Below are 24,284 nucleotides of genomic sequence, written 5' to 3' on the forward strand. Positions count from 1 at the left end.
CTCCCTTGATAGGTGCCCGGAATCTAGGACGACGAGAGCAACTATTCCAGCCCGCCGCAAATGACGAACTGTTGAAGAACCGGAAAACTGCACTTACCGGCTGATCCGGATGCGGGGAAAAATTTCCATGGTCAGATAGTGTTCGTCGAAACTCGAAATGTGGACAAGGGCGGAGCGGTTGAGAAACTCCACCTCATTGTTGCGAAACACCAGAAGTTCGTCTTCGCGAAGCTCGCGCAGCATACGGTTTATATGGATCGGCGTCAGCCCGAGCGCATCGGCAAGCTCGCTTTGTGTCAGCGGGCAAAAGAAGCTGTTCTCGTCGCCCGTGCCGTTGATGCGGGCCCGGTGGCCGAGCTCCAGCAGAAGATGCGCGATGCGCACAAGTGCGCTGCGGCGGCCGATGCTGATCAGATGTTCTATCAGAATGGCGCGCTGCCGGGCCATCAGTTCCATGAATGTCATGGCCAGGCGGGGCGATTTGAGCAGGCTTTCGGTGAGATGGTCGAGCGAGATTTCAACGACCGAAAGTTCCGTCACCGAAATAAGCGTGTAATAGTTGAAGCCGAGCCCGGTGCGGAAGCCGAGGAAATCGCCTTTCATGGGAAAGTCGAGTATCTGGCGGTCGCCATCGGGCAGATCGCGATAGATGCAGCCCCAGCCGCTTTTTATGATATGGACCGAATTGGCCCAGTCCCCCTGGCTGCTTACCACGGTGTGGGCGGGATAGGTTTTTGAAGCCATGGGCAGGGCGCCAAGCACGCTGAGATCGCTTTCTTGAAAAACCGCGCCTATGGGGGCGCTTTCCAGAAAATGGCGCAGCGATTTTGCTTCGTCGGCATTTATCACCATAGAGCCTACCTGCCGTTTCGCCCAGCAAAAGAAATATAAATTTTAAGTCTGGTATCCCCGCATTCATTTCCCCGCTCTCGCCCGCAAGCAGGGTATCGCCAGAGTTTTATCGAGGGAGCCTGTTTTGGCAAGGTAGTAATTTCTACCACTAATTGGTTAGATATCCGCGCTTCTTCTAAACCATATTTTCCTGAAGTCCTTAATCTAGGTTAATGACACTGAAGAAAATGCAAGGCAGTATCTCGGTGGTCCGATAACAATAAATAAGAATTTCCTGGGGACTCAAATATATCTCATAAGTACTAGGAATAGTACGTTGGATGTGTGCCAACCAAGACGGCGCGCAAATTACGGAGTGTATTGTATAAAGCAGGGTAGAGGGCGATAAGATGAATATTTCTCCAAGATTCAGTAATGGGGTGAATGAATTAAAGAATAACGGCTTGGGAGTAACGAAAGATGCTTCCTTCAAGCCTGAGCTGCCAAGCGACAGCGTGCTGCCGCTGCTGGTTATCATAGACAACCGTGCGTTGGATCGCGAATGCCTTGCGCACGGATTGACGAACCACAGCATCGAAATGTCGATCGCCACGTTCAGCTCGTTCGAGCAGTGGCAGCATCAGCGCCGTGGCCGTACGGCGGGCGCGGTGCTTTTCAACATCGGCGGACAGAAGGTTTCCGATCCGGCGGTCGGCAACTACCTCCATCGCATTGTCACGGACTGCGCCCCGGCGCCTGTCATTCTTCTGGCCGACAAGGAAGAAATTTCGCAGGTCCTCAAGGCGCTCGACCATGGCGTGAAAGGCTATATCCCGACATCGGTCAATGTGAATGTGTGCGTCGAGGCGTTGCGGCTTGCGATGGCGGGGGGAACCTTTGTTCCGGCCAGCAGCGTGCTCGCCCTGCGGCACGCCACCGATCCCAACTCGCAGCGGCTGCAACCGCTCGGCGGAATGTTCACCCAGCGTCAGGCCGAAGTGGTCAATGCGCTGCGCCGGGGCAAGGCGAACAAGATCATCGCCTATGAGCTGAAGCTGCGGGAAAGCACCGTGAAGGTTCATATCCGCAATATCATGAAGAAGCTGAAGGCGTCCAACCGCACCGAGGTGGCTTGCATCATCAACGAGCTGTTTCCGTCCGAAACGTCCTTTTCCGACTTGCAATAGGGCGGGGGCCCGGCGGCCGGTCAGAGGAAGCCGGGGGACATTCAGCGGATTGAATTGTTCCGTGAAGGAGAATTTGGGTGATTATCTCCGACGTTTCGGCAGGAAACGGGCGGCAGCCGGTGGCTGACCTGCTCGACATTATAAAACGCAGAAAAATGATGCTGATCGTGCCGGTGATCGCGGGCATCGGCGTCGGTTTTGCAGGCTATCTCACAGCGCCGGTCAGTTATGTGTCGGAGTCCGTGCTGGTGCTGGATATGCGGCGTTTGCAGGCGCTTCCCAATGAAAGCGCGATCACGCCGCTGCCGCAGGACAGTCCCGTTCTGCGTTCCGAACTCGATATCATCAATTCCCGCATGATGGCGCGCAAGGTCATCGGCATACTGCAAGCGGAAAACATCACCGTGCCGACCGAATTCCGTTCGCGCACGGTGCTGTCGCCCGCTTCGGGCACGGGCTCGCAGGCCAAAGGCGCGCGCGACGTGGATCCCGCCCTGCGTGAGCGCCAGCAGATAGACCTGCTTCTTTCGCGGCTGCGCGTCACCAATGACGGGCGGTCCTATACGATCTTCATATCCTATCGCGCTTCCGACCGGGTGTATGCCGCGCAGGTCGCCAATGCTTTTGCCACAGCCTATCTCGACCATCAGATCGACGTGCAGCAATCGGCGACGCGCCGCATCAGCGAGTGGCTTGGCGACAAGCTCGGCAACCTGCGCAGCGACCTTGAAAATGCGGAACGTGCGGCGGAGGAATTCCGCCAGAAGTCACGGCTTGCAGGCGATCAGGGACAGATCAGCTTTCAGGCCCAGCGCGTGGCGGCGCTGAACAGCGAGATCGTCGCCGCGACCGGCGCGGTTTCGCTTGCCGAGGCGCGATTGCGCACCGCGGAAGAATTGAAGAACAACGATGAAGCGCCTGCACTGGCCGAGGTTCTGGCCTCGCCTGCCATCCAGACGCTGCGCAGCGAACAGGCGCGCGTCGAGCGCCAGCTTGGCGAATTACAGGCGAACGGGGCGCTGAAGAGCGCTGAAATTCCCGTGCTGAAGGCCGAACAGGAAGCGTTGAAACAGCAGATATCCAGCCAGGTGGACGAAATCATCAAGAGCCTCGGCAACGAAATCCGGATAGCGCGCCAAAGGCGCAGCGGACTGGAAGAGGCGTTGAGAAAAGCTGAGGCCGATCTTGCCGAAGCCAATCAGGCGCAGGTGAAAGCGGTGCAGCTTGACCGTGAAGCCAATGCCAGCCGTACCGTCTATGAAAGCTATCTGACGCGTTACAAGCAGCTCATTGAGCAGGACGGCATGGCTGCGCCCGAAGCGCAGATGATTTCTCCGGCGGAACCGGCAATGGCCAAGGCCAGCCCGAACTTGCCCAACTGGCTGTTGCTGGGGCTGGGGCTTGGCGGACTGGTTGCATTTGCGGGCACCGTGCTCAAGGAAACATTCGACAAGATCAGGCCAGCGCAGACGGCGTCGCTGGTGCTGCCGGGCATTCCGGCAGCGACGCTGTTGCCGGTTTCGCCGCAGATGACCGTGCCGCTTCTCGTCAATCGCGGCCTCGATCCGGCCAGCCCGTTCGGTCGCGCGATCAAGTCCGTGCATGATCGGCTGCGGGCCTTGACCCGCGGTCGGGATTCGCTGGCGCTCTCGGTCGTTTCCCTGTCCAATGGCGAGGGAAAGACATTGCTGATCACCGCGCTTGCACAGCAGATAGCCGCGACCGGACTGACGGTCGCGGTCATCGATGCGACCAGCAGGCGGCCGGGACTGGCGGAGGCCTTCGGGCTTCCGCACAATGAATTTGGCGGTGTGCCCTCCGGACGGCAGCTCACCGGCGGGACGCTCGTGCATGACCATGGCTCGGGCATCGATATCATCAAGCCGAATGGCGCGATGCGCGAGGGGGACTGGCTGGCCGAGCTGATCGCCCAACTGCGCGCCGATCACAAGATCATTCTGGTCGATCTTCCGGCAGTGATGGAGGACAAGCGCTCGGTGCTCCTGTCGCGGGCAACCGATACGGCGCTGCTCGTGGTCCAGTCCGACCGTCAGGACCAGCTTGCAACCCATGCGCTGATACAGACGATGTCGTCCCTCGGGCGCAAGCCGGCGCTCGCGGTCGTGAACCAGAATGCCGCTTCCTATCGAAGCTGGATTGCGCTTCCCATGGCGCTGTCGGGACTGGGCCTGCGCAGGGCCGGGCAGATCATAGGCGGCATTTTCTCGCGGCGGCGCAAGCCCGCCGCAGGCAGTGTTCAGGAACAGGCGTGAGGGCAAGCCAATGGCACACAGGATCATGAAAAATCGCATCGCCGCCCATCTGCGGGCCACGATGCTCGCCGGGCTCATTCTTGCAGGCGGAAGTTTTGCCGCGCTTGGCGAGGGGCAGGCCTACCGGGTCGGGGCCAACGACGTGCTGCAGGTGACCGTATATGGCCAGCCGTCCCTCACGGGGCTGTACCCGGTCGATGTGGACGGGAATATCGGTTATCCGATCGTGGGCAATATTCCGGTAAACGGGCTGACCATAAACGAGGTCGGCGAAAAGATCGCCGGATCGCTGTCCCAGCACATTCCCGGCCTGACCGTCACGGCGACGATCAACCAATATGCGCCGGTATTTGTCGTCGGCGACGTGAAGGTGCCGGGAAAATACCAGTTCAGGCCCGGCATGGTGGCGCTCGAACTGATGGCGCTGGGCGGCGGGGCCGGAAAAGCCGAAACGCCAGCCCTGACCGCCGGGATGCAGCTTATCACCGTGCAGCAGGAATATGCGGATTTGCAGATGCAGATCACGGCCATGACGATACGGCGGGCGCGTTTCGAGGCGGAGCTGAACGGCACGGAATTTACCTATGGCCTGCCGGAACAATCTGCCGCGAACAAGGAAACGGTGGCGCTGACACAGCAGATGCTGGACGGTGAAAAGACCGTCTTCAATGTCCGCCGCAACAATCTCGCCGCCGAACGAAAGGCGCTGGAAGCGCAGGCGGCAAGCTATGGCGACGAGATCGAGACCTTGCAGCAGAGCATCAAGCTGCACGATACGGAAATCGGGCTGTTGCAGGAGAACGTGGATTCCAGCAAGTCGCTGGTGGATCGCGGCCTTGCCGCCAAGTCCAACCTGCGCGACATGGAGCGTGATCTGTCGGCCACCCGGCGGGCCGCGCTGGAGCTTGCATCGTTTCTGGCGCGGGCGAGGCAGAACCAGCTCGCCATGCAGCAGCGCATCGCCAATCTGGACGAAATCCGCAGGAGCGAGGCTGCCACCGCATTGCAGGATATCGATCTCAACATTGCCCGGATGGAGCGTCGCAGCAATGCGCAGCTTCAGACCATGGCCGAAATCGCCAAGTCGTCGGGGAATATCGCCTCATCCACGCTACGCCAGAAGCTGATCTTTTCGATCAGCCGTATCGTCGATGGCAGCTTCCAGGATATCGTTGCCAATGAGCGCACGGAGATCAAGCCGGGCGACATCCTGCGCGTCGAGCTCGACATGAGCAGGGTAGGCGGCTCGCCTTCATAAAGCGAGCTTCTCAAGCCGCGACGGGATCGGCGGATTCCTGCAACCAATCGCGATAGACGTCGCGCAGGCCGTCCTCCAGACGGATGCGCGGCTTCCAGCCAAGCGCCCGCATCTTCGACGTGTCGAGAAGCTTGCGCGGCGTGCCGTCTGGCTTGCCGAGATCATGCTCAAAGCGGCCTTCGTAGCCGACGACGCGGGCAACCGTCAGCGCCAGATCCCTGATGGAAATCTCGTCGCCGGTCCCGATATTCATCGGCTCAATGCCGTCATAGAAGCGCAGCATGTGCAGGCAGGCATCGGCAAGGTCGTCCACATGCAAAAATTCTCGCAAGGGCTTGCCGGTGCCCCAGAGCGTGACATGATCGAGGCCCCGCAGCTTGGCTTCATGAATCCGCCGGATCAGCGCGGGCAGCACATGCGAGCTTTCGGGATCGAAATTGTCGTTGGGGCCGTAGAGATTGGTCGGCATCGCGGTCATGAAGCGGTTGCCATATTGCCGGGCGCAGGCTTGCGCATATTTCAGCCCGGCGATCTTGGCGATGGCATAGGCTTCGTTGGTTGGCTCCAGGGGGCCGGTCAAAAGCGCGTCCTCGGTGAGCGGCTGCGCCGCGTCGCGGGGATAGATGCAGCTTGAGCCGAGCCACAACAGGCGCTCCACGCCCGTCTGTTGGGCAGCGCGGATGAGGTTCATGCCGATCAATAGATTGTCGTAGAGAAAGTCCGCCGGATATTGCGAATTGGCCAGAATGCCGCCGACGCGGGCGGCAGCGATGATGATGACATCCGGCTTGCGGCCACTGATGAAATTTTCAGTCGGTCCCTGCCGGGTCAGGTCGAGCGTGCTGTGCGCGGCAGTGATGATGTCGCAATCCATGTCTTGCAGGCGGCGAAGGATCGCCGAACCGACCATGCCGGTATGCCCGGCAACGAACACCTTCTTGCCTTCGAGCGCATAGAGAGGGGCGATCTCAGCCGTAGAAGTCATTGCGTCCGACCTCCCGCATGATGTTGCGCAAATCCCAGTCGACCATCTCTGCCACAAGGCTGTCGAAGCCGGTCGTGTGCTGCCAGCCAAGGCGGTCTTTTGCCTTGGACGCATCGCCAAGCAGGAAATCGACCTCGTTCGGGCGGAAATAACGCGAATCGATCTCGATCAGGCAATTGCCGGATTTACGGTCGCGGCCGATTTCCTCCACGCCGTCGCCTTGCCACACGATTTCCCTGTCGACTGCCTTGAAGGCGCGTTCGACAAATTCGCGCACGGTGTGGGTTTCGCCGGTGGCCAGAACGTAGTCGTCGGGAACATCTTCCTGCAGGATACGCCACATGCCATCGACATAGTCACGGGCATGGCCCCAGTCGCGGCGAGCATCGAGATTGCCGAGCCGGAGCCTGTCCTGAAGGCCGCGTTCGATGGCCGCGACGGCACGGGTAATCTTGCGGGTAACGAAGGTCTCGCCGCGAAGCGGGCTTTCATGATTGAACAGGATGCCGTTGGAGGCATGGAAACCATAGGCGTCGCGGTAATTGACCGTTGTCCAATAGGCATAGAGCTTCGCCGTCGCATAGGGACTGCGCGGGGCAAAAGGGGTCTGTTCGTTCTGCGCTTTGGGTGAACTGTTGCCGAAAAGCTCCGATGTGGAAGCCTGATAGAAGCGGCATGTCTTGCCCAGCCCCAGAATGCGCATGGATTCAAGCAGGCGAAGCGTGCCGAGCGCATCGGCATTTGCCGTATATTCAGGCGTCTCGAAACTCACCTGCACATGGCTTTGGGCGCCCAGATTGTAAATCTCGTCGGGCCGCACCTCCTGAATGACGCGACACAGATTGGTGGCATCCGTCAGGTCGCCGAAATGCAGGCGGAAGCGAATGTCTTCCTCGTGCGGGTCCTGATAGAGATGATCGATGCGGGCGGTGTTGAACGAGGAAGATCGCCGCTTCAGACCATGCACGCGATAGCCTTTCTTGAGCAGAAGCTCGCTTAGATAAGCGCCGTCCTGTCCGGTCACGCCGACGATGAGAGCTGTTTTCTCCTGCAAGACCCTGCCTCCGATCAAATCCGATGGAAGCATGTTAGCGATTTCCGGCGCGGGCAGAACGGCTCCAAAACGGCAATCGCAGGCCGGAACATCCCTCTTCGGATGAGGCTTGCCGCGCGTCCTGCATGGCCGGTTTCACCGAAAGGGGTAGGCGGTTCGCCCGCTGTCGGTGCCTGCCATGCCTTTGTGTTTCTTGCGGGTTCCGCCGTGCTGTTGCGATCCTCCGGATAACGGGATCGTAAAACAGGAAGCGAAATCATGCGTGTGGTGCTTGCCAATCGTTACTACTATCCGGACCAGTCGGCGACGAGCCGGATGGTGACGAGCCTTGCCCATACGCTGGTGCGCGAAGGCATCGAAACAACGGTGCTGGCAAGCCGCAGCTATCACGACAGGCGCAAGGACGCGCTCCCTGCGCGCGAGACGATAAACGGTGTCGACGTGCACCGCATATGGACCTCGGGTTTCGGTCGCGGCAGGCTTGTCGGGCGCGCGGTGGATTATGCGACCTTCCATCTGTCCGCCGCCGCATGGTTCGCGGCCCATGCCAGGAAGGATGATGTGTGCGTCGTCTGCACCGATCCGCCGCTTCTGTCGGTTTCGGCTGCGCTGCCAGTCCGGCTGCGCGGCGCAAGGCTGGTCAACTGGGTAATGGATCTTTTTCCCGAAACGGCGATGGAGCTTGGCCTCATCCGGTCCGATACGGTTTCCGGCAAGCTCGCCATGATCCTGCGCAACTGGTCAATGCGCCAGTCGGCGCTGACCATCTGTCCGATAGAGCGGATGGCGCATTATCTCTCGACACGGGATATTCCGGCGGAAAGCCTGAGCGTGGTTCACCACTGGGCCGACCGAAACGAGATCGTGCCGGTCGAACCAGCGCACAATCCGCTCCGCCGCGCATGGGGTCTCGGACGCAAATTCGTCATCGGTTATTCAGGCAATTTCGGGCGCGCGCACGAGTTCCAGACGGTGCTCGATGCCGCCGAACGGCTCAAGCATATGAAAAGCATCGTCTTCCTGATGATCGGCGAGGGGCAGCAGCGCGGCTTTGTCGAAAGCGAGGTCAGGCGGCGCGGCCTGACCAATGTGATGATGAAGCCCTTCCAGCCCGTGGAAAAACTTTCCGAAAGCCTTGGCGCTGCCAATGTGCATCTGGTTTCGCTCAAGCCGGAACTGGAACATTGCATCGTTCCCAGCAAGTTTTATGGCGTGCTCGCTGCCGCACGCCCGACGATCTTCATAGGCGATACGGAAGGCGAGATCGGCACGATTGTCCGCGATTTCCAGTGCGGCATGGCGCTCCGGCCAGGCAATGTCGACGCGCTGGTCGGCGCGATCCTTCATCTGCGGCATTCGCCGGTCAACCGTCTGTCGATGGGCAACAATGCCCGCTATCTGATGGAAACCGCCTATTCGCGGGAATATGGCGCAGCCGTCTGGCAATCCGCCATCTCGCGGCTTGAGGAAAAGGTAGTGCCGCAGGCGATGCCGGTTCTCGACCGGCAGTTCCAGCCGAGGGAACTGTGATGGAAGGCCCGGTCGTTGTCAGCCAGCTTGGCGCGCGCATGCATTACGCAGTGCCACGCATTTTCGCGAGCCGGGAAAAGCTTGCGCATTTCTACACGGATATATGCGCGTTGCAGGGGTGGCCGCGCCTGTTGAACAACCTGCCGCCATCGATGCTGCCCGCTCCGGTGCGCCGTCTGGTGGGACGTGCGCCGCAGGGCATTCCGCAAGACCGAATGACCACATTTCCTGCGTTCGGTCTGCACTCTGCCATGCGCAGGCTTTCCAATCAGGCGCGGCCGAAATCAACGGCCAATGCCATATGGGCCGGTGAAACCTTCGGCAGGCTGGTCGCCCGGAGGGGCTTTCACGGCGCAAGTGGGGTCTATGCTTTCAGCGGCGAGGCGCTGGAATTGCTGACGGCGGCAAAACGGCAGGGATTGTGGACGGCGGTGGAGCAGATGATCGCGCCGCGCACCATCGTCGATCAGCTGGCCTGCGAGGAAGAGGTGCTTAATCCAGGCTGGCAGCTCCCGGTCGCAAATGATGCCCTTGCCGATGTTTTTGCCGCGCGCGAACGGGCGGAATGGCAAATCGCCGATGCCGTGATCTGTCCTTCCGATTTCGTGGCGCGCCATGTGATTGGGGCAGGCTGCACGCCGGAAAAGGTTGTCGTGGTGCCCTATGGTGTAGATGCTCGTTTCTCGCCTGATGCGCGTCCGCGTCTGCCCGGCCCGCTGCGGGTGCTGACCGTTGGCGCGGTCGGGCTTCGCAAAGGCTCGCCCTATGTCGGCGCGGTGGCGAGGGAGCTTGGCGACAAGGCGGAATTTCGCATGGTTGGGCCAATCGGCGTCCTGCCGGAGGCGCGCGCAAAACTCGCCGCAACGCTCAAGCTGACAGGACCGATACCGCGCAGCGAGATGCGCGCTCAGTTCGAATGGGCGGATGTGTTTTTGTTGCCGTCGCTTTGTGAAGGATCGGCCACGGCGGTTTATGAGGCGCTTGCCGCAGGTTTGCCGGTCATCTGCACGGACAATACCGGCAGCGTCGTGCGACATGGTATCGACGGTTACATTGTCCCGATCCGGGATGTGAGCGAGACCGCAGAGATTTTGCGGCAGTTCGCCGGAACTCCAGCGGCACTTGCCCGGATGAGCGACAGCGCACGTGAGCGGGCCCGCGACTTTACCGTTTCACGCTATGGCGAGCGACTGGTGGCGACACTGGCGCAGCATTCCGGGGTGGATGTTTGATGAAAATCGTTCACGTTATCGGTTCCTACGACCCCGCGAAAGGTGGACCCCAGGCTGTCGTGGTGCGGCTGGCCGCAGCGCAAGCCTCGCTTGGCCATGAGGTGACGATCGTAAGCTATTGCGATGATGAGGTTGGCAGCCGCGCAGCCGATGCCGCAGCCGCGATCCCCGGTTTCGACAAGGTGCGCACGCTGCTGCTGCCGATGCCCGATCTGCGGGAAACCCTGTTTGGGGGAGCCGCGGCGAAAGCCATGGAAGCGCTGGTGGGTACGGCAGATTTTGTCCATCTGCATGGCATATGGGAGACCAATCTGCTGCGGGCATCAATTCTCTGCCGTCGTTTTGGTGTGCCTTACTGCGTGCGGTGCTGCGGCATGCTCGACAGGTGGAGCATGCAACAAAGCGCGTGGAAAAAGAAAGTCGCGTTGAAGCTCGGTTTTCGCCGGATGCTTGACGGCGCGGCTTTCATTCAGGCGCTCAATGCAGACGAAATCGAACTGATGCGCCCCCTCGGACTGAAACCGCCCTCGATGATGATCCCCAACGGCATTTTCCTTAACGAGGTCGAAGATTGCGGTGCCGTTGTGCCCGGATTGCCGGACCGGCCCTATGTGCTGTTTCTGTCGCGGCTTCATTACAAAAAAGGGCTCGACATTCTTGCCGATGCCTTTCGTCGGGTCGCCCCCTTGTTTCCTGACGTGGATCTGGTGGTCGCCGGGCCTGACGGCGGGGCGGAAGAAGAATTTCGCCAGCGTATTCGTCAATACGGTTTGGAAAAGCGGGTGCACATGACCGGCGGGCTTTATGGCCCGGCCAAGATCGCCGCACTGAAACGGTCAGCCTGCTTCTGTCTGCCAAGCCGACAGGAGGGATTCAGCGTCGCCATAACCGAGGCGCTTGCCTGCGGCGTGCCGGTTGCGATTACGGATGCCTGCCATTTTCCGGAAGTAGCCGAAGCTGGCGCCGGTGTGGTCTGCGCGCTCGATCCGATGGCGGTTGCGGCGGCGCTTGAGCGGATTCTGGAAGATCCGGATCGCGCGGCGCGCATGGGCGTCGCCGGGGCCAAACTGGTGCGCGACAATTATACCTGGCCGCGCATCGCGGTTCAGACGATTGCGGCCTATCAGGATTTTCAATCCCCAAGGCCCGATGCCGTTGCGGGCCGCAAGGCGCTCCGTTCCGTTCCCGCAAGCTGACGGTCAGGGCTTTCGCCGTGGCCGTACCGGCTTGGCCGGATTGCCCGCATAGACCGTCCAAGGCTCAATGTCGCGGAAACTGACCCCGCGTGCGCCCAGAACCGCGCCGTCACCGATATTCACCCCCGGCCCGATGAAGGCTTCGGCTGCAACCCAGCCATGGGCTCCGATGTGAATGGGGGCAGCGGTGAGCGGAAAATCGGGCTGATCGATATTATGTCCGGCTGTGCACAGATGCGCCCTTTGCGAAACGATGGCGAAGGACGCAAGCGTGACAGGCGCGACGTTATAGCAAAGCGCGCCGGGTCCGAGCGATGCATGCGCTCCCATGGTCAGATTGCCCGGCCACCAGATGCGCGCACTGCCGCGCACAATGGCCGTTCTGTGCACCTTTGCGCCGAAGGCACGCAGCACCGCGCCGCGCCAGCGCCACAGGAAGGAGGGCGTCCATGCGGCAAGCACCAGCCAGCTTGCCTGCCAGAACAGGCGCTGGACGCGGTGCCCGAGCGTGAAGGTCGCCCCGCCTTCCATGGGGCGGGACGAGGCCTTGCGGCCCCTGATCGCGCTGGACGAGTTCTGTTGCGATGCGAGAGACATTGCGGTCATCCTTTACGAAAGCAGCGGCAGGCCAGCGCTTCGCTGCGGCGGCATGGGCAGGTAAACGGAGCTGTTGCGGATATGGCAGAAGGACAGGACGGGAATCAGGAACAATGCCATGTGCAGCCACACGGTCACGACCCAGTCGGTCTGGTGCGAAATGGCATGCATGGCGGGCACGATGGACAGCATATAGGTGAGTTGCCCCAGCATCTCGCCTGCCATGGCAGTCTCCCAGAGCCGCCGCATGGCCCAGGCGAGCACAAAGAACTTCAGCGCGCCGAAATACCAAAAAGATGAGAATGCATCGACAAGACCGGTCTCGGTTGTGCCTGTGATAGGATTGTAGTCGCGGCTCGGCTCGGGTGTGTCCAGGCGCAGCGCCTCCTTGATATCGGCCCCGACCAGCTGTGCGGGCACGAAAGTGAACACGATGCGGTTCCAGTGAAACTTGCCGTAGTCGAATTCCAGCCGCCGGTCGACCTCATCGATAAGCTGCACGGCATTGCGCATTTCCAGTCCGCCGCGTTCCAGCGTTTTGTTGAAATTGGCGGCGTAGTCGATTTCCATGATGTCATCGAGGACGAAGCCGGAAGCTGCACGTGTGATCTGACGATAATCGCCCATGCTGGTCATCAGGAATGTGCCTGCAAAAATACCGACGAACATTATGGTACGAGGCACGACCATGCGGCGATAAAACCACACGGCCAGCAGGATCATCAGGAATAGCTGGATCGCTTCGGCACGTTTTCCGGTGACCAGAATGCGGTCCAGATAAAAAAACAGATCGAACAGGATTATCGCCAGCGCAAACCATGACGGTCGCCGCACGAAGCATAGAAGGGCAATGGCCAGACCATAGGGCATAAGCTGCGCAAAGAAGAGATAGACCACCGGCATGCCGGTCATCTGGACACCGATGGAGACCTCGCCGGGGAGGCGGCTCAGGAGGAAATAGAATGCAGCGCCGAATGCAGACAAGCCGGCTGCGGCCCACGTCAGCCGCCTTTCGCTGAAGCTCATGCTGAGCAACCTGATCGGCTGCTTGGCCATGCGCCAGCCGAGAACCAGCATGGCAAGCGAAAGAATGCCCATCGCCATCGTCTTGGCGTAAGCGCCGGAAGGCAGGAACTGATCGTTCACGAGGGCCGGGAGCTGCGGCAGCAAAAAACCGAAGGTCATCACGCCCGCGAGGAAGGGAAACTGATACATGCGTTCCGGCCGGGAGAAGAGGCCGCCAGCCAGAAGATAAAGCACAAAGCCGGTGAAAATCCATGTGAGCGACAGGTTCATTGCGCGCTCCCCGCCGCAGCGCATGTGTCCGAAAGGTCAGGTGCGGGTTCGCCCGCCGAAAGGTCGTGCGGGAAAATGCGGCCTGAAACCAGATACCAGCCGAGCTTCACATATTCCTTGGCGACGAGCTCCATGTCGGCAGGCGTCGACGGAAAACCGGGGCGTCCGTCATCGCCGCCGATAGGCGACGAAATAAAGTGCATTTGCGGGCAGGCGGCGCGAAAGCTCGCTATGGCGCGGCGGGAATGATACCAGTTGGTCACGATCAGCGCGCTTCTGGCCCGTATTTCACGCAAGACAGGCGCGGAAAATTGCGCATTCTGCCAGGTGCTGCCCGACCGGCATTCGACGAAGATCGCCGAAGGGTTCACGCCGTTGCGCACCATGATCCGCTTGTTATAGAGGCAGTCGCCATCGCCGGTAACGAGGATCACCGGCGAGCGGCCTTCCTTCCACAGACGCGCAGCCTGCGCCGCGCGCGGCGGACCGTCTCCCCCCGGCACGACGATGACATCCGCCCTGCCGCCATCGTCCGGCAAGGTCAGAACCGGTTCCGAGAAGAACATCGCGGCAATCCCGAACAGGATGGCGCAGGGCAGGACGACGGGAAGCATCATACCACACGCCGTTCCGGTGCTCCGGCCTCCAGCGGTCGCCCCGCCAAAGGGATTTCCGTCCGCATGGCCGACTGGCGCTGGCGCTGCTCTTCCATCTTGACGACAATCATGAACTCATAAGCCGCAAGCAGGCGGCAATAGAGGTAGCCGGGCTTGCCGTCCAGAAAGCCGCCGCGCAGCAGATACATGTAGAGAAAGCGCAGGCTGGGCCTGAACGGCATATGATAGGAAAGCGATTTCAATGCGCGCCGCCGCCGCTCCGGCACTGCCGAAAAAATGCCGCCCCAGTCGATCTTGCGTTCAAGCAGCCGCGAGGCGGACAGATCCGCCTCGGCGGAAGAATAGCGGTTATGCTTGTCGTACCAGGCTTCGAGGCCCTTGTTGAAGCTGTAATGGATGAAATGGGACTGCAAGGCACCTTCCGGCCCGCCGCTGGCGCGCGAATGCACCGAGCGTTCGAACCGCACGCGGTCGGGCCTTACCAGCCGCGTGATCCAGGTGGGATAGAGGCTGGCATGGCGAATCCAGCGCCCCATGAACATGTTCTTGTAACGCGCCTTGAAAAACACCTCAGGCCGGTCGGGATCGGCGGCGATTGCCAGCATTTCGTCGCGCAGGTCGGGCGGGGTGATCTCATCCGCGTCGGGCGTGTAAACCCAGTCATGCCTGAACGTGATTTCCGTTAGGCCATACATGCGCTGGCGGTCCTCGGTGTCGTAGGCACGCTGGAAAACGCGGGCGCCTGCTGCCTTGGCGATTTCGACCGTTCGGTCGCTGCTGAAGGAATCGAGAACGACGATATCGTCGCACCAGTCCAGCGAGGCCAGGCAGGCTGGCAGGTTGGCCTCTTCGTTCAGCGTCATGATAAGTACGGAAACATTCATGAAGTTGCCCCGGGATAGGTGATTTTCGGTTTGGCTTCGGTCTTTGAAACTGCAACCGTCCGGCGCGGACCTCTGGTCATGTGCAGCACGAAAAGCGTATGCGCCGCAGCCGGGATCGCCAGCGCCAGAAGCATCGGCCAGACAGCCATGTCGAGCCTGACGGCTACAAAGGCGACAGCGCCGGCCATGAGATTGAGCACCATGATCGTGACGGCTGTCTGCCCACAGGAAAGCCCTGCGTCCATCAGCAGATGATGCAGATGCTGCCGGTCAGGCGAGAATGGGCTTCGACGCGCCGACACGCGGCGCACGATCAGGCTCAGCGTATCGATGACCGGCACGATGACGATCCAGATCAGGACGGGAAAGGGAATTGCGGTCGTTCCGCCTGCGAGGATGAGGATGAACCCGGCAAGCGCCGCGCCCAGAAAGGTGCTGCCGCCGTCGCCGAGGAAAAGGCTCGCCTTCGCGCGCCAGCGGTGCCGCATGTTGAAGACCAGAAAGCCGAGACAGGCGGCGGCAAGCGCGAGCCCCTGCAAGCCGAGACGATGCTCGCCCACGCCGAAACCGATGACCGCCAGCCAGAAGAATGCGGCGGCGCTTGCCGATCCCGCCAGTCCGTCCACGCCGTCGCTCATATTGACCGCATTGACGAGGCCGACAATGAAAGCAAGCGCGACAAGGAGAAAGAGCGGCCCGGACAGAAGCTGGAGCAGCGTATCCCCCGACGCCGCAGCGGGCGCTGCAATCGCATCCGCTGCGAGGCCGAGATAGATTTGCCAGACCCCGGCCATGCCCAGCATCAGGAAGGCCGCCAGAAGCTGAATCGCAAGGCGAGGCGCCACCGGCAGGTTGAAACGGTCGTCGAGAACGCCGGTGACGAGGATCAGCACCAGCCCCGGCAGCAGGGTCACGGCATTGGCGTGGCCTGAAACACCGAGCGTCAGCAGCGCGGCGGCGGAAAACGAGAGAAAAATGGCAATGCCGCCGCAAAGCGGAACATTTCCGTCATGCGTCTTGCGAGCGTCAGGGACATCGATGAGATACCATTCGCGCGCCAGCTCGCGAAAGCCAAGGCAAAAGGCGACAGAAAGGGCAAAGGCCAGAAGCGTGATCCAGGAAAGACTCGTCATGTCTGCTCCAAGGCGCGTGCAAAGATCGAACTGCGCAAATTTTTACGCACTGCCGCCCGGGTCCACGACTTGGCTTTAGAGCGTGCCGCATACTCCTTTCAGGTCGGGTGCTAACACCAAGGGCGACATTTCGTGCCTGTCGCAAAAGGCTATTCTGGGCGGAGCCGGGAAGATTGCGCCTGCGGGCGCCGCTGCCGGACTGCGATGAACGGGGGGACGAAAAAAGTGTCACGAAAACCGCTGGCCGCGCCGGGAAATATTGTTCACTGGAGCGCATCATGAATGGCAATCGCAGAGGCTTTCTCATGGCGGCGCTGGAGCAGTATGCAGGGCTGCTCTTCAACTTCGTGACGGTCGCCGCGGTGTCGCGCTTTCTGGGGCCAGCGGAAACCGGAATGGGCGTGATAGGCCTCAGCCTTACGGCAATCGTCTTTTCCCTGCGTGAATTCGCCAGCCCGGAGTTCCTGATAAAGATCGACAAGGTGCGCGATCAGGACATTCAAACATCGCTGACTTTCCTGATGAGCGTGACGGTCGTGCTGTCCGCCGCCCTCTATCTCTCGGTGGGCTACTTCGCCGAAGCCTATAATGACCCGAAACTGAACCTTTTTCTCAGCATCACCATCGTTGCCGCGCTCGTTGAAAGCCTGTCCCTGCCGATTGTCGCCTTGTTGAGGCGCGAGATGGCCTTTGGAAGGCTGGCGCGCATTCGCACGGCAGGCTCCGGCCTTGGCGCTCTCGTCACCATTGCCATGGCTTTTTGCGGGTTTGGGCACATGTGTTTTGCTTTCGGCCTGCTGGCAAGCGCACTGATGACAACGGGACTGGCGGTTGCCGTCCATCCTCTGGGGACCTTGCTGCGCCCATCGCTGGCAAGTTTCGATACGGCCTGGCGGTTCGGGATTTTCCTCGGGGGCAATGCGGGGCTTAACAAGATCTGCATGACGCTTCCCCAGCTCCTGCTCGGGCGCTTCATGCCCATATCGGCGGTCGGGATATACAGTCGCGCCGACACGCTGAGCGGCCTTCCGGACCGCATCATCCTTTCCGCCGTGTTTACCGTGGCTTTCCCGATGCTTTCGGCACAGGTCCGTGAGGGAGCGAATATCAGCCAATCCTATATCCGTGCCTTGTCCTATATCACTGTCGCCTATTGGCCAGCGCAGGCGCTGCTTGCGCTGCTGGCATATCCGGCGGTGCACATCGTGCTTGGCCCCGGCTGGGCCGAGGCGGCACCCATTGTCGCGATCCTGAGCCTTGCCTGTCTCTTCTGGTTTCCCGCGATCCTTACCTATCCGCTGCTGATGGCACTGGGACAGAACCGCGAGGCGTTTCTGTCCAACCTGATTTCGCGGCTGGTGGCGGTCACCGTCATCGGCGCTGCGGCGTTTTACGGGCTGCTTGCCGTTGCGCTCGGCCAGTTCATCAGCCTGCCGATCCAGATGGTCATAGCCATCCTGTTCGTGCGCAGGCATGTGGTCTTTTCCTATGCGGAGCTCGGCCGCGCCTTGCTGAAAAGCGGGCTCGTTACGCTGATCACCCTTGCCATACCGCTGGCGATGGTGGCGGCGAATGGCTTTTCGCTGGAAATCAATCGTTCCACGGGCGTTGTGATGGGGTTCATAGCGGCGTTCAGTTGGCTGGGCGCGCTGTTCGTGGCGCGGCATCCCTTCGCCGCCGAGGTCGAACCGATACTGGGTTGGCTTGTCGGAAAGTTCCGGGCGCGGAGTGTGCAGCCGCCAGCTTCCAGACTCGCGGAATAGGGCGGCTGGCGATGGTCAAACACAAATTGCCGACGATCGATGTGGTGATCCCCAATTTCAACTATGGCCGCTATCTGTCTCTGTGTGCGAACAGCGTTCTGGGGCAGGCAGGCGTCAATCTCCGTCTGCTCATTATCGACAATGCCTCAACCGACAACAGCGCCGAGGTGGCAAAGGGTCTTGCCGCCAAGGACAGCCGCGTCGAGTTATTGCTTCGCAGCAAGAATCTGGGGCCGCATTCTTCTTTCAACGAAGGCATAGACTGGGCGGCAGCGGACTATTTCCTGATCCTCTGTTCGGACGACCTGCTGGCAGGCGGCGCGTTGGAAAGAGCGACGGGAATGCTCTCGCAAAACGCGGACATTCATCTGGCGCATGGCGCGACGGGCAGGATAAAGGCCGATGACGGCGAGCCGCATCCCGCCATTGCAGACCACGCCCCGGATGAATGGCGGATACGGTCCGGGGAGGAATTTATCGAATTTGCCTGCCGCCATGCGATTAACCCGGTGATTGGCCCGACCGCGGTCGTGCGGACCGCGATCCAGAAACAGGCTGGATATTACCGCACGTCGCTCTCCCATACGGACGATCTGGAAATGTGGCTTCGCATCGCCATGCACGGGGCTGTTGCCTCGACAAACCGGATACAGGCCTTTGCGCGTTCGCACGTCCAGAACCAGTCGGCGGCGGTGAATGGCATCTTGAACTGGAATCGGGAATTCGAGGCCGGTTTCCGGTCGTTTTTCGAGCACGAAGGCGCCACCCTGCCGCAACGGGACCGGCTGTTCGCAATGGCCCGAGATTGCCTGGCCAAGCGCGCCTACTGGTCTGCGATCTCCAGTCTGGCGCGACAGCCGAAAGCGGCGGGTTCGCTGATGGCGTTCGCGCTGAAGCGGGAGCCATTACTGGCAGTCCTGCCCCCGTTCGACTACTTGCTGAAACGATCCGCCTGGCGGAACGGGCGCGGCGCATGATTGGGCCGCGCAATCGGCCTTCTGCCGTGCCGGATCGAGAAAAAGGGCCCGAAGGATCTCTTCCTGTCCTGCCAGCCTGCTTCGATAGCGCTCCACGCCAGCTTTGACCTGTCTGGTCAATGCCGTGCGCTGCGCGAAGGCAAGATCGATCTGGGAGAGGATGGTTTCGGGGTCGAAATTGTCGATCCGATGGCAGAAGGCCGCAAGACCGGTGTCGTGCAAAAGCGCATCGTTCTTGCTCGCATAAGCCAGCGAGATTGCCGGACGCCCCATCGCAAGGGCGCAAACGATGTTGTGGTAGCGGCTGGCAACAACGACATCTGTTTTTGCTATCTGCTGCATGAGGTCGTGCAGCGATGCGGATGGCTCGAATGTCACCTTGTCCGCTTCCGCCGCAGGAAGCTGTTCCAATATGTCGTGCGCCGCCTCCATATCGCCCTTGTCGCCGATCAGCAGCCGTACCTGCCGTCCGCCGCCGAGAAGCCTCTTTGCAAGCGTGGTCATTTTGGCGACGTAATCCGCGTATACGGCATCGCCATCCCTGCCGTTCTTCTTCCACCCGCGATAGGACATCACGCCGAGGCCGACACATTGGTGGGAACTATCCTGAATTTCATCCGGAACCGTTGGCAGCGCGAAGGCGATATCCGCGCTGACGAAATCCCCGGAAGGGGATACGCCGAGCTGCTTCATGAAGTCGTGGGACACCTGATCCCGGTAGGACCGGAAGGCGGCAAGCGTCGAGGCCCAGCGAAGGAAGCGCCGGCTCAACGGATGATTGACGGGTCCGGCGCCAATCGACACGAAAATCATGCGCGTGCCGGTCAGCCGCGCCGCAAGGGACCATCGCAGCACTGCGAAAGGCCAGCCAAAGGGATTTTCGTTAAAGTCGTCCAATATGCCCGTCCCCGGCACGACAATTAGGTCGAGCTGGAAAGCAAGCAGCAGCGCGCAGCAGAAGCCGACCGCGCGTCGGGGAACGTGCAACATCGCCTTGTTGATGGCGTGCAGCAGCCAGTTGGATGGATAGGGCCGGGAGACCGGATGGGCTGGAAGATCGAATTTCTGCGTAACAATGTCGGGTCTTGAACAGATACAGACAAGTTGCGCGTCGGGGCGATTGCGTTTCAGAAGCTGCAACATGGCCTCCAGCGAACCGTCATTGCCGGTATTGCCCGCTCCAAATTGCCCGAAAAGACCAATTCTCATATGCGTGTCTCCGCTGCACCCAGAAGCTAATGCCGGACGCGCTGTCGGGAAAACTGGCAGAAGGGTGAACACCATCCTCTATTGTAGGAGGGGATGTACCCCTCATAGCCGAAATGCGCAGCGTTGCGATTTCGATACACTGGCCAGCGGTATATCCATTGCCCCCCGATATACCGGAGTAAGGCTTCGAGGGAGTTGTTCCCTCGAAGTCTTGGCTCCCTTGCAATGTCACGTGGCAACAAGGTTCCGGCCATGAAATGTGCTTACTTCGTCCGTCCCCACATTGGCGGGACCTATTCGGTCTTTACGCGGCTACGCTCGTCGCTCGGCCAGTCGGGGATCGAGCTTCGCTGGCTGGCCGCGGGCGCTGCGGGCGATACGGTCAGCGTGCCGAGCGGGCAGGGGCTGGAGGATGCGCTGCGCAAGGGCGACGCCATCGACCGCATGGGGCTGCTCGACGAAGAAACCCGCGCCCGGCACATGATCGGCTTTCTGCGCGACAACCGCTTCGACGCCGTTATCGTCAATGTTCTTGCCAACCGTTTTGAAACCAATCTGGTGCGCTATCTGCCTGCCGATATTCTGCGTGTCATGATCGTGCACAATATCACGCCCGGCACCTATGCGGCGGCAAGGGCGATCCGCGATCATGTCCATGCGACGGTCGGCGTTTCAAAACGCTGCCGCGACGATCTCGTCCGCCAGCACGGTTTCGATGCGGCCCGCACGCTGGTCATCCCGCACGGATTGAACAGGGACATTCATCTGGCGCGCAATCGGACCAAACAGGATGAAAGCGGTCCGCTGCGCCTGCTTTATCTCGGGCGCATCGAGGACAACTCCAAGGGCATTTTCTGGCTGCCGAACATATTGCGCGAGCTCGATTGCCCCTACCATCTGACAGTCGCCGGTGACGGTCCCGATCTGGCGGAACTGCGCCACCGTCTTGCGCCGTTTGGCGATCACGTCAGCTTTGTGGGCTGGGTTGCGCCTTCCGATGTTCCGTGGCGGGTAAGCCAGCATGACGTTCTGGTCATGCCGTCACGCTTCGAGGGGTTCGGCCTCACGCTCATCGAGGCGATGAGCCAGGGTTGCCCTGCGGTTGTATCGCGGATCGCGGGCGTGACCGATACGATCGTCACCGACGGCGAGGACGGTTTCCTGTTCCGGGTCGGCGATTATCGTCAGGCGGCACGTCATATTGAGCGGCTTGCCCGCGACCGCAAGCTGCTTGCGGGCATGGCCGCCGCCGCGCGGCAAAAGGTGGAAACCGTGTTCGACAACGATGTTGTGGGCCGCGCCTATGCGAGCCTTCTTGAACATCTGGCGGTTGAACGCCCGGCCATTGCCGCGCCGCTGGCGCTGTCGCAATGGGCGATGCCGAATGCACTTCATTCCAGCCTGCGCAGCCGCCTGCCGAAGCCGGTCAAGAACTGGCTGCGCCAGATGCGTGAGCGCCTGCATGCGGGATGGTCGGCAGCATGACCTGTGAATAGAAAGGAGAAGGGGCATGAACCTTTTCACATCGCAGTTCCGCAATTCCCAATTGCTCGCCAGCAAGGCGCACGCGCTTATTCCCGGCGGCTGTCACACCTATGCCAAGGGCGACGACCAGTATCCGGTTCTTGCCCCTGGCTTCATCCAGCGCGGTTCCGGCTCGCATGTCTTCGACGTCGACGGGCACGAATATATCGAATACGGCATGGGCAATCGCGCCGTCGGCCTCGGTCATGCTTATCCGCCCGTCGTGCGCGCCGTACGCGATGCCTTGCAGGACGGCTGCAATTTCACGCGGCCAAGCGCCATCGAAGTCGAATGCGCGGAATGCTTTCTCGAGCTGATCGACAGTGCGGACATGGTGAAATTCTGCAAGGACGGATCGGACGCGACCTCCGGCGCGGTGCGGCTGGCGCGCGCCTATACCGGGCGCGATATGGTTGCCTGCTGCGCCGATCATCCATTTTTCTCGACCGATGACTGGTTTATCGGAACCACGAAAATGAATGCTGGCATTCCCGCATCGGTCTCGGCCCTGACGGCGACGTTCCGCTACAACGATATTGCAAGCGTGCAAGCCCTGTTCGACGATTATCCGGGGCGCATCGCAGCCATCATTCTCGAGCCCGCGAAGGCTGATGAGCCGCAAGACAATTTTCTGCGCGAAGCAAGGCGGATCGCCCATGAAAACGGGGCCTTGTTCATTCTGGACGAGATGATTACCGGCTTTCGCTGGCACCTGCGCGGGGCCCAGAAGCTATACGATGTCGAACCCGATCTTTCCTGTTTCGGCAAGGCGCTGGGCAACGGTTTTGCCATTTCCGCACTCGCGGGCAAGGCGGAATATATGCAGCTTGGCGGTCTGACGCAGACGGACCATCCTCGCGTGTTCCTGCTTTCCACCACGCATGGCGCGGAAACCCACGCCATGGCCGCGGCAATTGCCACGATGACCATCTATCGCGACGAGCCGGTGATCGAAAGGCTCTATGAGCAAGGCTCCAAACTGGCGGAAGGCGTGAATGCAGCGATTGCCGCTCACGGGCTTCAGAACCATGTCCGCTTGTTCGGGCGACCCTGCTGCCTTGCCTATGGTACGCTTGATGAAGAAGGCCAGCCGTCGCAGGCTTTTCGCACCTTGTTTCTTCAGGAGACGATCCGGCGCGGCGTGCTGATGCCGTCGCTGGTGGTGAGCTACACCCACAGCGACACCGACATTGCGCGCACGGTGGATGCAATCGACGGTGCGCTCGGCATTTATGTTCGCGCACTCAATGACGGCGTGGGTTCCTATCTGACCGGGCGTCCTTCGCAGGTGGTCTATCGCCGCTTCAACGAAGCGCCGACCTATCCTTCCGCGATGCGATGAAGCGCCTCGCAGCGGCTTTGGCTGTCACGATCCTGCTGTCGATAGCGGTTGGCGGTTCATATGCGGCGGGTCAGTTTCCGATCAGGGTCGCCGAGGACGGACGCATTTTCGAGGATGCGACGGGCAGGCCATTCCTCTTGCAGGGCGATACCGCATGGTCGCTGATTGCCGAACTGAAACGGGAGGACGCCGAGATCTATCTACAGGATCGCAGGAAGCGAGGCTTCAACGCCATTCTGGTCAATCTTCTCGAACACCGGTTTTCCAGCCATCCGCCTGCCAATGCCTATGGGGAAAAGCCCTTCGAGAGCGATGCGTTCGGCGAGCTCAATCCGAAATATTTCGACCATGCCGCCTGGGTGATCGGGCGAGCGGAGCAATTGGGAATGGCCGTATTCCTGGCGCCTGCCTATCTGGGCGTCAACGGCAATAGCCAAGGCTGGTTTTCCGAGGTGCAGGCTGCCGGACCGGCGAAAATGCGCGCCTATGGCGAAGCGATTGCCCGGCGGTTTGCAAAATTTCACAATATTATCTGGGTGTTGGGCGGAGATTTTAATACGCCGGATCGCCAGCTCGTTTCCGATCTGGCCGAAGGCTTGGCGCAGGTAACCTCGAAGACGCTCCAGACGGTGCATTCCGCCCGCGACACCAATACGGCGGAACTGTGGGCCGATCAGCCATGGCTAAGCTTCGATACGGTTTATACCTATGACAATGTTCATGCGGCGATTTCTGCCCGACGCAAAGCGGGCAGGATGCCTGTCATCCTGCTGGAAGGCGCTTACGAGTTCGAGCGGGGCACCACGGCGCGGATGATCCGCCGCAATGCCTATGGCGCGCTGCTGGCCGGTGCCGCAGGGCAGTTCTTTGGCAATAATCCGATCTGGCATTTCACCGGGCCGGGTATCTTCAACGTTGACCGAAGCTGGCAGGAAGCGCTCGGCAGTCCCGGCGCGCGATCAATGACGGTATTGAAGAAACTGTTCGACAGGCTGCCATGGCCGCAATTGCGGCCCGATCTCGAAAAGCGCATCGCATTGAAGCCGGCAAGCCATGCCTCTTCCCTGCCGGACGGCACGCTGTCGGTGATCTATGGCGATGCCGATGGCTTTGCAGTGCCGAAGGATGCGGTAAGGCAGGGCGGGAAAGCAATCTGGTTCGACCCGGTTTCCGGCACATTCGCAGAGGCGGGCCAGCCAAAGATCAAGGGGACGGTCGCGACCTACAGGCCCGGGCAGGCAGAAAATGCGGGCGGCGGAACCGACTGGCTTTTGCTGATCGGCAGCGCCGGGCGCCTGCACAACATCCAAAGGGAGTAGGCGATACGCCCTTTCACACCTTTCATAAACGCTTGTCCTAACGGGGCATGCCTTCGGTCAAGTCGCCGCTCCTGCGC

The 24,284-nt window shown here is 60.6% G+C and carries 20 protein-coding genes; 11 read left to right on the forward strand and 9 right to left on the reverse strand.

From position 1 onward, the window contains the following. Positions 1–93 precede the first annotated feature (93 nt). Positions 94–852: a Crp/Fnr family transcriptional regulator gene (locus tag F9K78_RS13770; RefSeq protein WP_121985181.1), complete on the reverse strand. Its 759-nt coding sequence runs from the start codon at positions 850–852 to the stop codon at positions 94–96. Positions 853–1,241: 389 nt separating this feature from the next. Between F9K78_RS13770 and F9K78_RS13775 the strand changes: the two genes are divergently transcribed. The 3 genes from F9K78_RS13775 to F9K78_RS13785 all read left to right on the forward strand — a co-directional run bounded on the left by F9K78_RS13775 (position 1,242) and on the right by F9K78_RS13785 (position 5,549). Continuing rightward, positions 1,242–2,018, forward strand: coding sequence for a response regulator transcription factor (locus F9K78_RS13775; protein WP_121983688.1), 777 nt, complete (start codon positions 1,242–1,244; stop codon positions 2,016–2,018). A gap of 77 nt (positions 2,019–2,095) precedes the next feature. After that, the gene (locus F9K78_RS13780; protein WP_121985180.1) at positions 2,096–4,291 is read left to right on the forward strand and encodes a GumC family protein; all 2,196 of its coding nucleotides are present in this window, start codon (positions 2,096–2,098) and stop codon (positions 4,289–4,291) included. A gap of 10 nt (positions 4,292–4,301) precedes the next feature. Further along, positions 4,302–5,549: a polysaccharide biosynthesis/export family protein gene (locus F9K78_RS13785; RefSeq protein ID WP_121985179.1), complete on the forward strand. Its 1,248-nt coding sequence runs from the start codon at positions 4,302–4,304 to the stop codon at positions 5,547–5,549. Between the two features lie 10 nt (positions 5,550–5,559). Here F9K78_RS13785 and F9K78_RS13790 read toward each other — a convergent pair whose 3' ends face one another. Together F9K78_RS13790 and gmd are read right to left on the reverse strand one after the other, a co-directional pair. Next, positions 5,560–6,534, reverse strand: coding sequence for a GDP-L-fucose synthase family protein (locus tag F9K78_RS13790; RefSeq protein WP_121985178.1), 975 nt, complete (start codon positions 6,532–6,534; stop codon positions 5,560–5,562). Further along, the gene (gmd, locus tag F9K78_RS13795) at positions 6,518–7,588 is read right to left on the reverse strand and encodes a GDP-mannose 4,6-dehydratase (RefSeq protein WP_121985248.1); all 1,071 of its coding nucleotides are present in this window, start codon (positions 7,586–7,588) and stop codon (positions 6,518–6,520) included. The genes F9K78_RS13790 and gmd overlap by 17 nt, the downstream gene beginning before the upstream one ends. Before the next feature lie 258 nt (positions 7,589–7,846). Here gmd and F9K78_RS13805 point away from each other — a divergent pair, with 258 nt between their 5' ends. Genes F9K78_RS13805 through F9K78_RS13815 form a run of 3 tightly spaced genes read left to right on the forward strand, consistent with a single transcriptional unit; the run spans position 7,847 to position 11,546 of the window. Further along, positions 7,847–9,118, forward strand: a complete 1,272-nt coding sequence (locus F9K78_RS13805) for a glycosyltransferase family 4 protein (protein ID WP_121985176.1) — start codon at positions 7,847–7,849, stop codon at positions 9,116–9,118. Then, a complete protein-coding gene (locus F9K78_RS13810; RefSeq protein ID WP_151682240.1) occupies positions 9,118–10,350 on the forward strand; it encodes a glycosyltransferase family 4 protein in 1,233 nt (410 codons plus the stop codon). Before F9K78_RS13805 ends, F9K78_RS13810 begins: the two co-directional genes overlap by 1 nt. Continuing rightward, positions 10,350–11,546: a glycosyltransferase gene (locus tag F9K78_RS13815; RefSeq protein WP_121985174.1), complete on the forward strand. Its 1,197-nt coding sequence runs from the start codon at positions 10,350–10,352 to the stop codon at positions 11,544–11,546. The genes F9K78_RS13810 and F9K78_RS13815 overlap by 1 nt, the downstream gene beginning before the upstream one ends. A gap of 3 nt (positions 11,547–11,549) precedes the next feature. Here F9K78_RS13815 and F9K78_RS13820 read toward each other — a convergent pair whose 3' ends face one another. Genes F9K78_RS13820 through F9K78_RS13840 form a run of 5 tightly spaced genes read right to left on the reverse strand, consistent with a single transcriptional unit; the run spans position 11,550 to position 16,073 of the window. Next, entirely contained in the window at positions 11,550–12,143 is a 594-nt protein-coding gene (locus F9K78_RS13820) for an LbetaH domain-containing protein (RefSeq protein WP_121985173.1), read from the reverse strand. Positions 12,144–12,155: 12 nt separating this feature from the next. Next, on the reverse strand, positions 12,156–13,439 hold the full coding sequence (locus F9K78_RS13825) for a hypothetical protein (protein WP_121985247.1): 1,284 nt from the start codon (positions 13,437–13,439) through the stop codon (positions 12,156–12,158). Continuing rightward, on the reverse strand, positions 13,436–14,053 hold the full coding sequence (locus tag F9K78_RS13830) for a YdcF family protein (RefSeq protein ID WP_376903708.1): 618 nt from the start codon (positions 14,051–14,053) through the stop codon (positions 13,436–13,438). The genes F9K78_RS13825 and F9K78_RS13830 overlap by 4 nt, the downstream gene beginning before the upstream one ends. Continuing rightward, entirely contained in the window at positions 14,053–14,940 is an 888-nt protein-coding gene (locus F9K78_RS13835) for a glycosyltransferase family 2 protein (RefSeq protein ID WP_121985171.1), read from the reverse strand. The genes F9K78_RS13830 and F9K78_RS13835 overlap by 1 nt, the downstream gene beginning before the upstream one ends. Next, positions 14,937–16,073 (reverse strand): MraY family glycosyltransferase, encoded by a 1,137-nt coding sequence (locus F9K78_RS13840; RefSeq protein ID WP_121985170.1) that lies wholly within the window; start codon positions 16,071–16,073, stop codon positions 14,937–14,939. The genes F9K78_RS13835 and F9K78_RS13840 overlap by 4 nt, the downstream gene beginning before the upstream one ends. Before the next feature lie 278 nt (positions 16,074–16,351). On the opposite strand from F9K78_RS13840, the gene F9K78_RS13845 reads away from it, so the two are divergent. Continuing rightward, complete coding sequence (locus F9K78_RS13845) at positions 16,352–17,836, forward strand: oligosaccharide flippase family protein (RefSeq protein WP_121985246.1); 1,485 nt, start codon at positions 16,352–16,354, stop codon at positions 17,834–17,836. 11 nt (positions 17,837–17,847) lie between these two features. Next, complete coding sequence (locus F9K78_RS13850) at positions 17,848–18,813, forward strand: glycosyltransferase family A protein (RefSeq protein WP_121985169.1); 966 nt, start codon at positions 17,848–17,850, stop codon at positions 18,811–18,813. Here the strand turns inward: F9K78_RS13850 and F9K78_RS13855 are convergent. Continuing rightward, a complete protein-coding gene (locus tag F9K78_RS13855; RefSeq protein ID WP_151682241.1) occupies positions 18,742–20,022 on the reverse strand; it encodes a polysaccharide pyruvyl transferase family protein in 1,281 nt (426 codons plus the stop codon). The two genes, F9K78_RS13850 and F9K78_RS13855, sit on opposite strands and share 72 nt — an antisense overlap. A gap of 252 nt (positions 20,023–20,274) precedes the next feature. Here F9K78_RS13855 and F9K78_RS13860 point away from each other — a divergent pair, with 252 nt between their 5' ends. Genes F9K78_RS13860 through F9K78_RS13870 form a run of 3 tightly spaced genes read left to right on the forward strand, consistent with a single transcriptional unit; the run spans position 20,275 to position 24,207 of the window. Beyond that, a complete protein-coding gene (locus F9K78_RS13860) occupies positions 20,275–21,507 on the forward strand; it encodes a glycosyltransferase family 4 protein (RefSeq protein ID WP_121985245.1) in 1,233 nt (410 codons plus the stop codon). A 25-nt stretch (positions 21,508–21,532) separates the two neighbouring features. Continuing rightward, the gene (locus tag F9K78_RS13865) at positions 21,533–22,888 is read left to right on the forward strand and encodes a glutamate-1-semialdehyde 2,1-aminomutase (protein ID WP_121985167.1); all 1,356 of its coding nucleotides are present in this window, start codon (positions 21,533–21,535) and stop codon (positions 22,886–22,888) included. Next, positions 22,885–24,207, forward strand: a complete 1,323-nt coding sequence (locus tag F9K78_RS13870; protein WP_151682242.1) for an apiosidase-like domain-containing protein — start codon at positions 22,885–22,887, stop codon at positions 24,205–24,207. Before F9K78_RS13865 ends, F9K78_RS13870 begins: the two co-directional genes overlap by 4 nt. Positions 24,208–24,284: the final 77 nt, after the last annotated feature.

The organism is Brucella pseudintermedia (genome assembly GCF_008932435.1).
In the GTDB taxonomy this organism is placed as follows: Bacteria; Pseudomonadota; Alphaproteobacteria; order Rhizobiales; family Rhizobiaceae; genus Brucella; species Brucella pseudintermedia.

What these genes read in the sequence shown, in the direction of transcription:
- F9K78_RS13805 (WP_121985176.1), top strand. Translation starts at nt 7,847, where the DNA reads ATGCGTGTGGTGCTTGCCAATCGTTACTACTATCCGGACCAGTCGGCG.
- F9K78_RS13860 (WP_121985245.1), top strand. Translation starts at nt 20,275, where the DNA reads ATGAAATGTGCTTACTTCGTCCGTCCCCACATTGGCGGGACCTATTCG.
- F9K78_RS13825 (WP_121985247.1), bottom strand. Translation starts at nt 13,439, where the DNA reads ATGAACCTGTCGCTCACATGGATTTTCACCGGCTTTGTGCTTTATCTT.
- F9K78_RS13815 (WP_121985174.1), top strand. Translation starts at nt 10,350, where the DNA reads ATGAAAATCGTTCACGTTATCGGTTCCTACGACCCCGCGAAAGGTGGA.
- F9K78_RS13840 (WP_121985170.1), bottom strand. Translation starts at nt 16,073, where the DNA reads ATGACGAGTCTTTCCTGGATCACGCTTCTGGCCTTTGCCCTTTCTGTC.
- F9K78_RS13835 (WP_121985171.1), bottom strand. Translation starts at nt 14,940, where the DNA reads ATGAATGTTTCCGTACTTATCATGACGCTGAACGAAGAGGCCAACCTG.
- F9K78_RS13865 (WP_121985167.1), top strand. Translation starts at nt 21,533, where the DNA reads ATGAACCTTTTCACATCGCAGTTCCGCAATTCCCAATTGCTCGCCAGC.
- F9K78_RS13850 (WP_121985169.1), top strand. Translation starts at nt 17,848, where the DNA reads ATGGTCAAACACAAATTGCCGACGATCGATGTGGTGATCCCCAATTTC.
- F9K78_RS13830 (WP_376903708.1), bottom strand. Translation starts at nt 14,053, where the DNA reads ATGCTTCCCGTCGTCCTGCCCTGCGCCATCCTGTTCGGGATTGCCGCG.
- F9K78_RS13855 (WP_151682241.1), bottom strand. Translation starts at nt 20,022, where the DNA reads ATGAGAATTGGTCTTTTCGGGCAATTTGGAGCGGGCAATACCGGCAAT.
- F9K78_RS13810 (WP_151682240.1), top strand. Translation starts at nt 9,118, where the DNA reads ATGGAAGGCCCGGTCGTTGTCAGCCAGCTTGGCGCGCGCATGCATTAC.
- F9K78_RS13775 (WP_121983688.1), top strand. Translation starts at nt 1,242, where the DNA reads ATGAATATTTCTCCAAGATTCAGTAATGGGGTGAATGAATTAAAGAAT.
- F9K78_RS13770 (WP_121985181.1), bottom strand. Translation starts at nt 852, where the DNA reads ATGGTGATAAATGCCGACGAAGCAAAATCGCTGCGCCATTTTCTGGAA.
- F9K78_RS13845 (WP_121985246.1), top strand. Translation starts at nt 16,352, where the DNA reads ATGAATGGCAATCGCAGAGGCTTTCTCATGGCGGCGCTGGAGCAGTAT.
- F9K78_RS13785 (WP_121985179.1), top strand. Translation starts at nt 4,302, where the DNA reads ATGGCACACAGGATCATGAAAAATCGCATCGCCGCCCATCTGCGGGCC.
- F9K78_RS13820 (WP_121985173.1), bottom strand. Translation starts at nt 12,143, where the DNA reads ATGTCTCTCGCATCGCAACAGAACTCGTCCAGCGCGATCAGGGGCCGC.
- F9K78_RS13870 (WP_151682242.1), top strand. Translation starts at nt 22,885, where the DNA reads ATGAAGCGCCTCGCAGCGGCTTTGGCTGTCACGATCCTGCTGTCGATA.
- F9K78_RS13790 (WP_121985178.1), bottom strand. Translation starts at nt 6,534, where the DNA reads ATGACTTCTACGGCTGAGATCGCCCCTCTCTATGCGCTCGAAGGCAAG.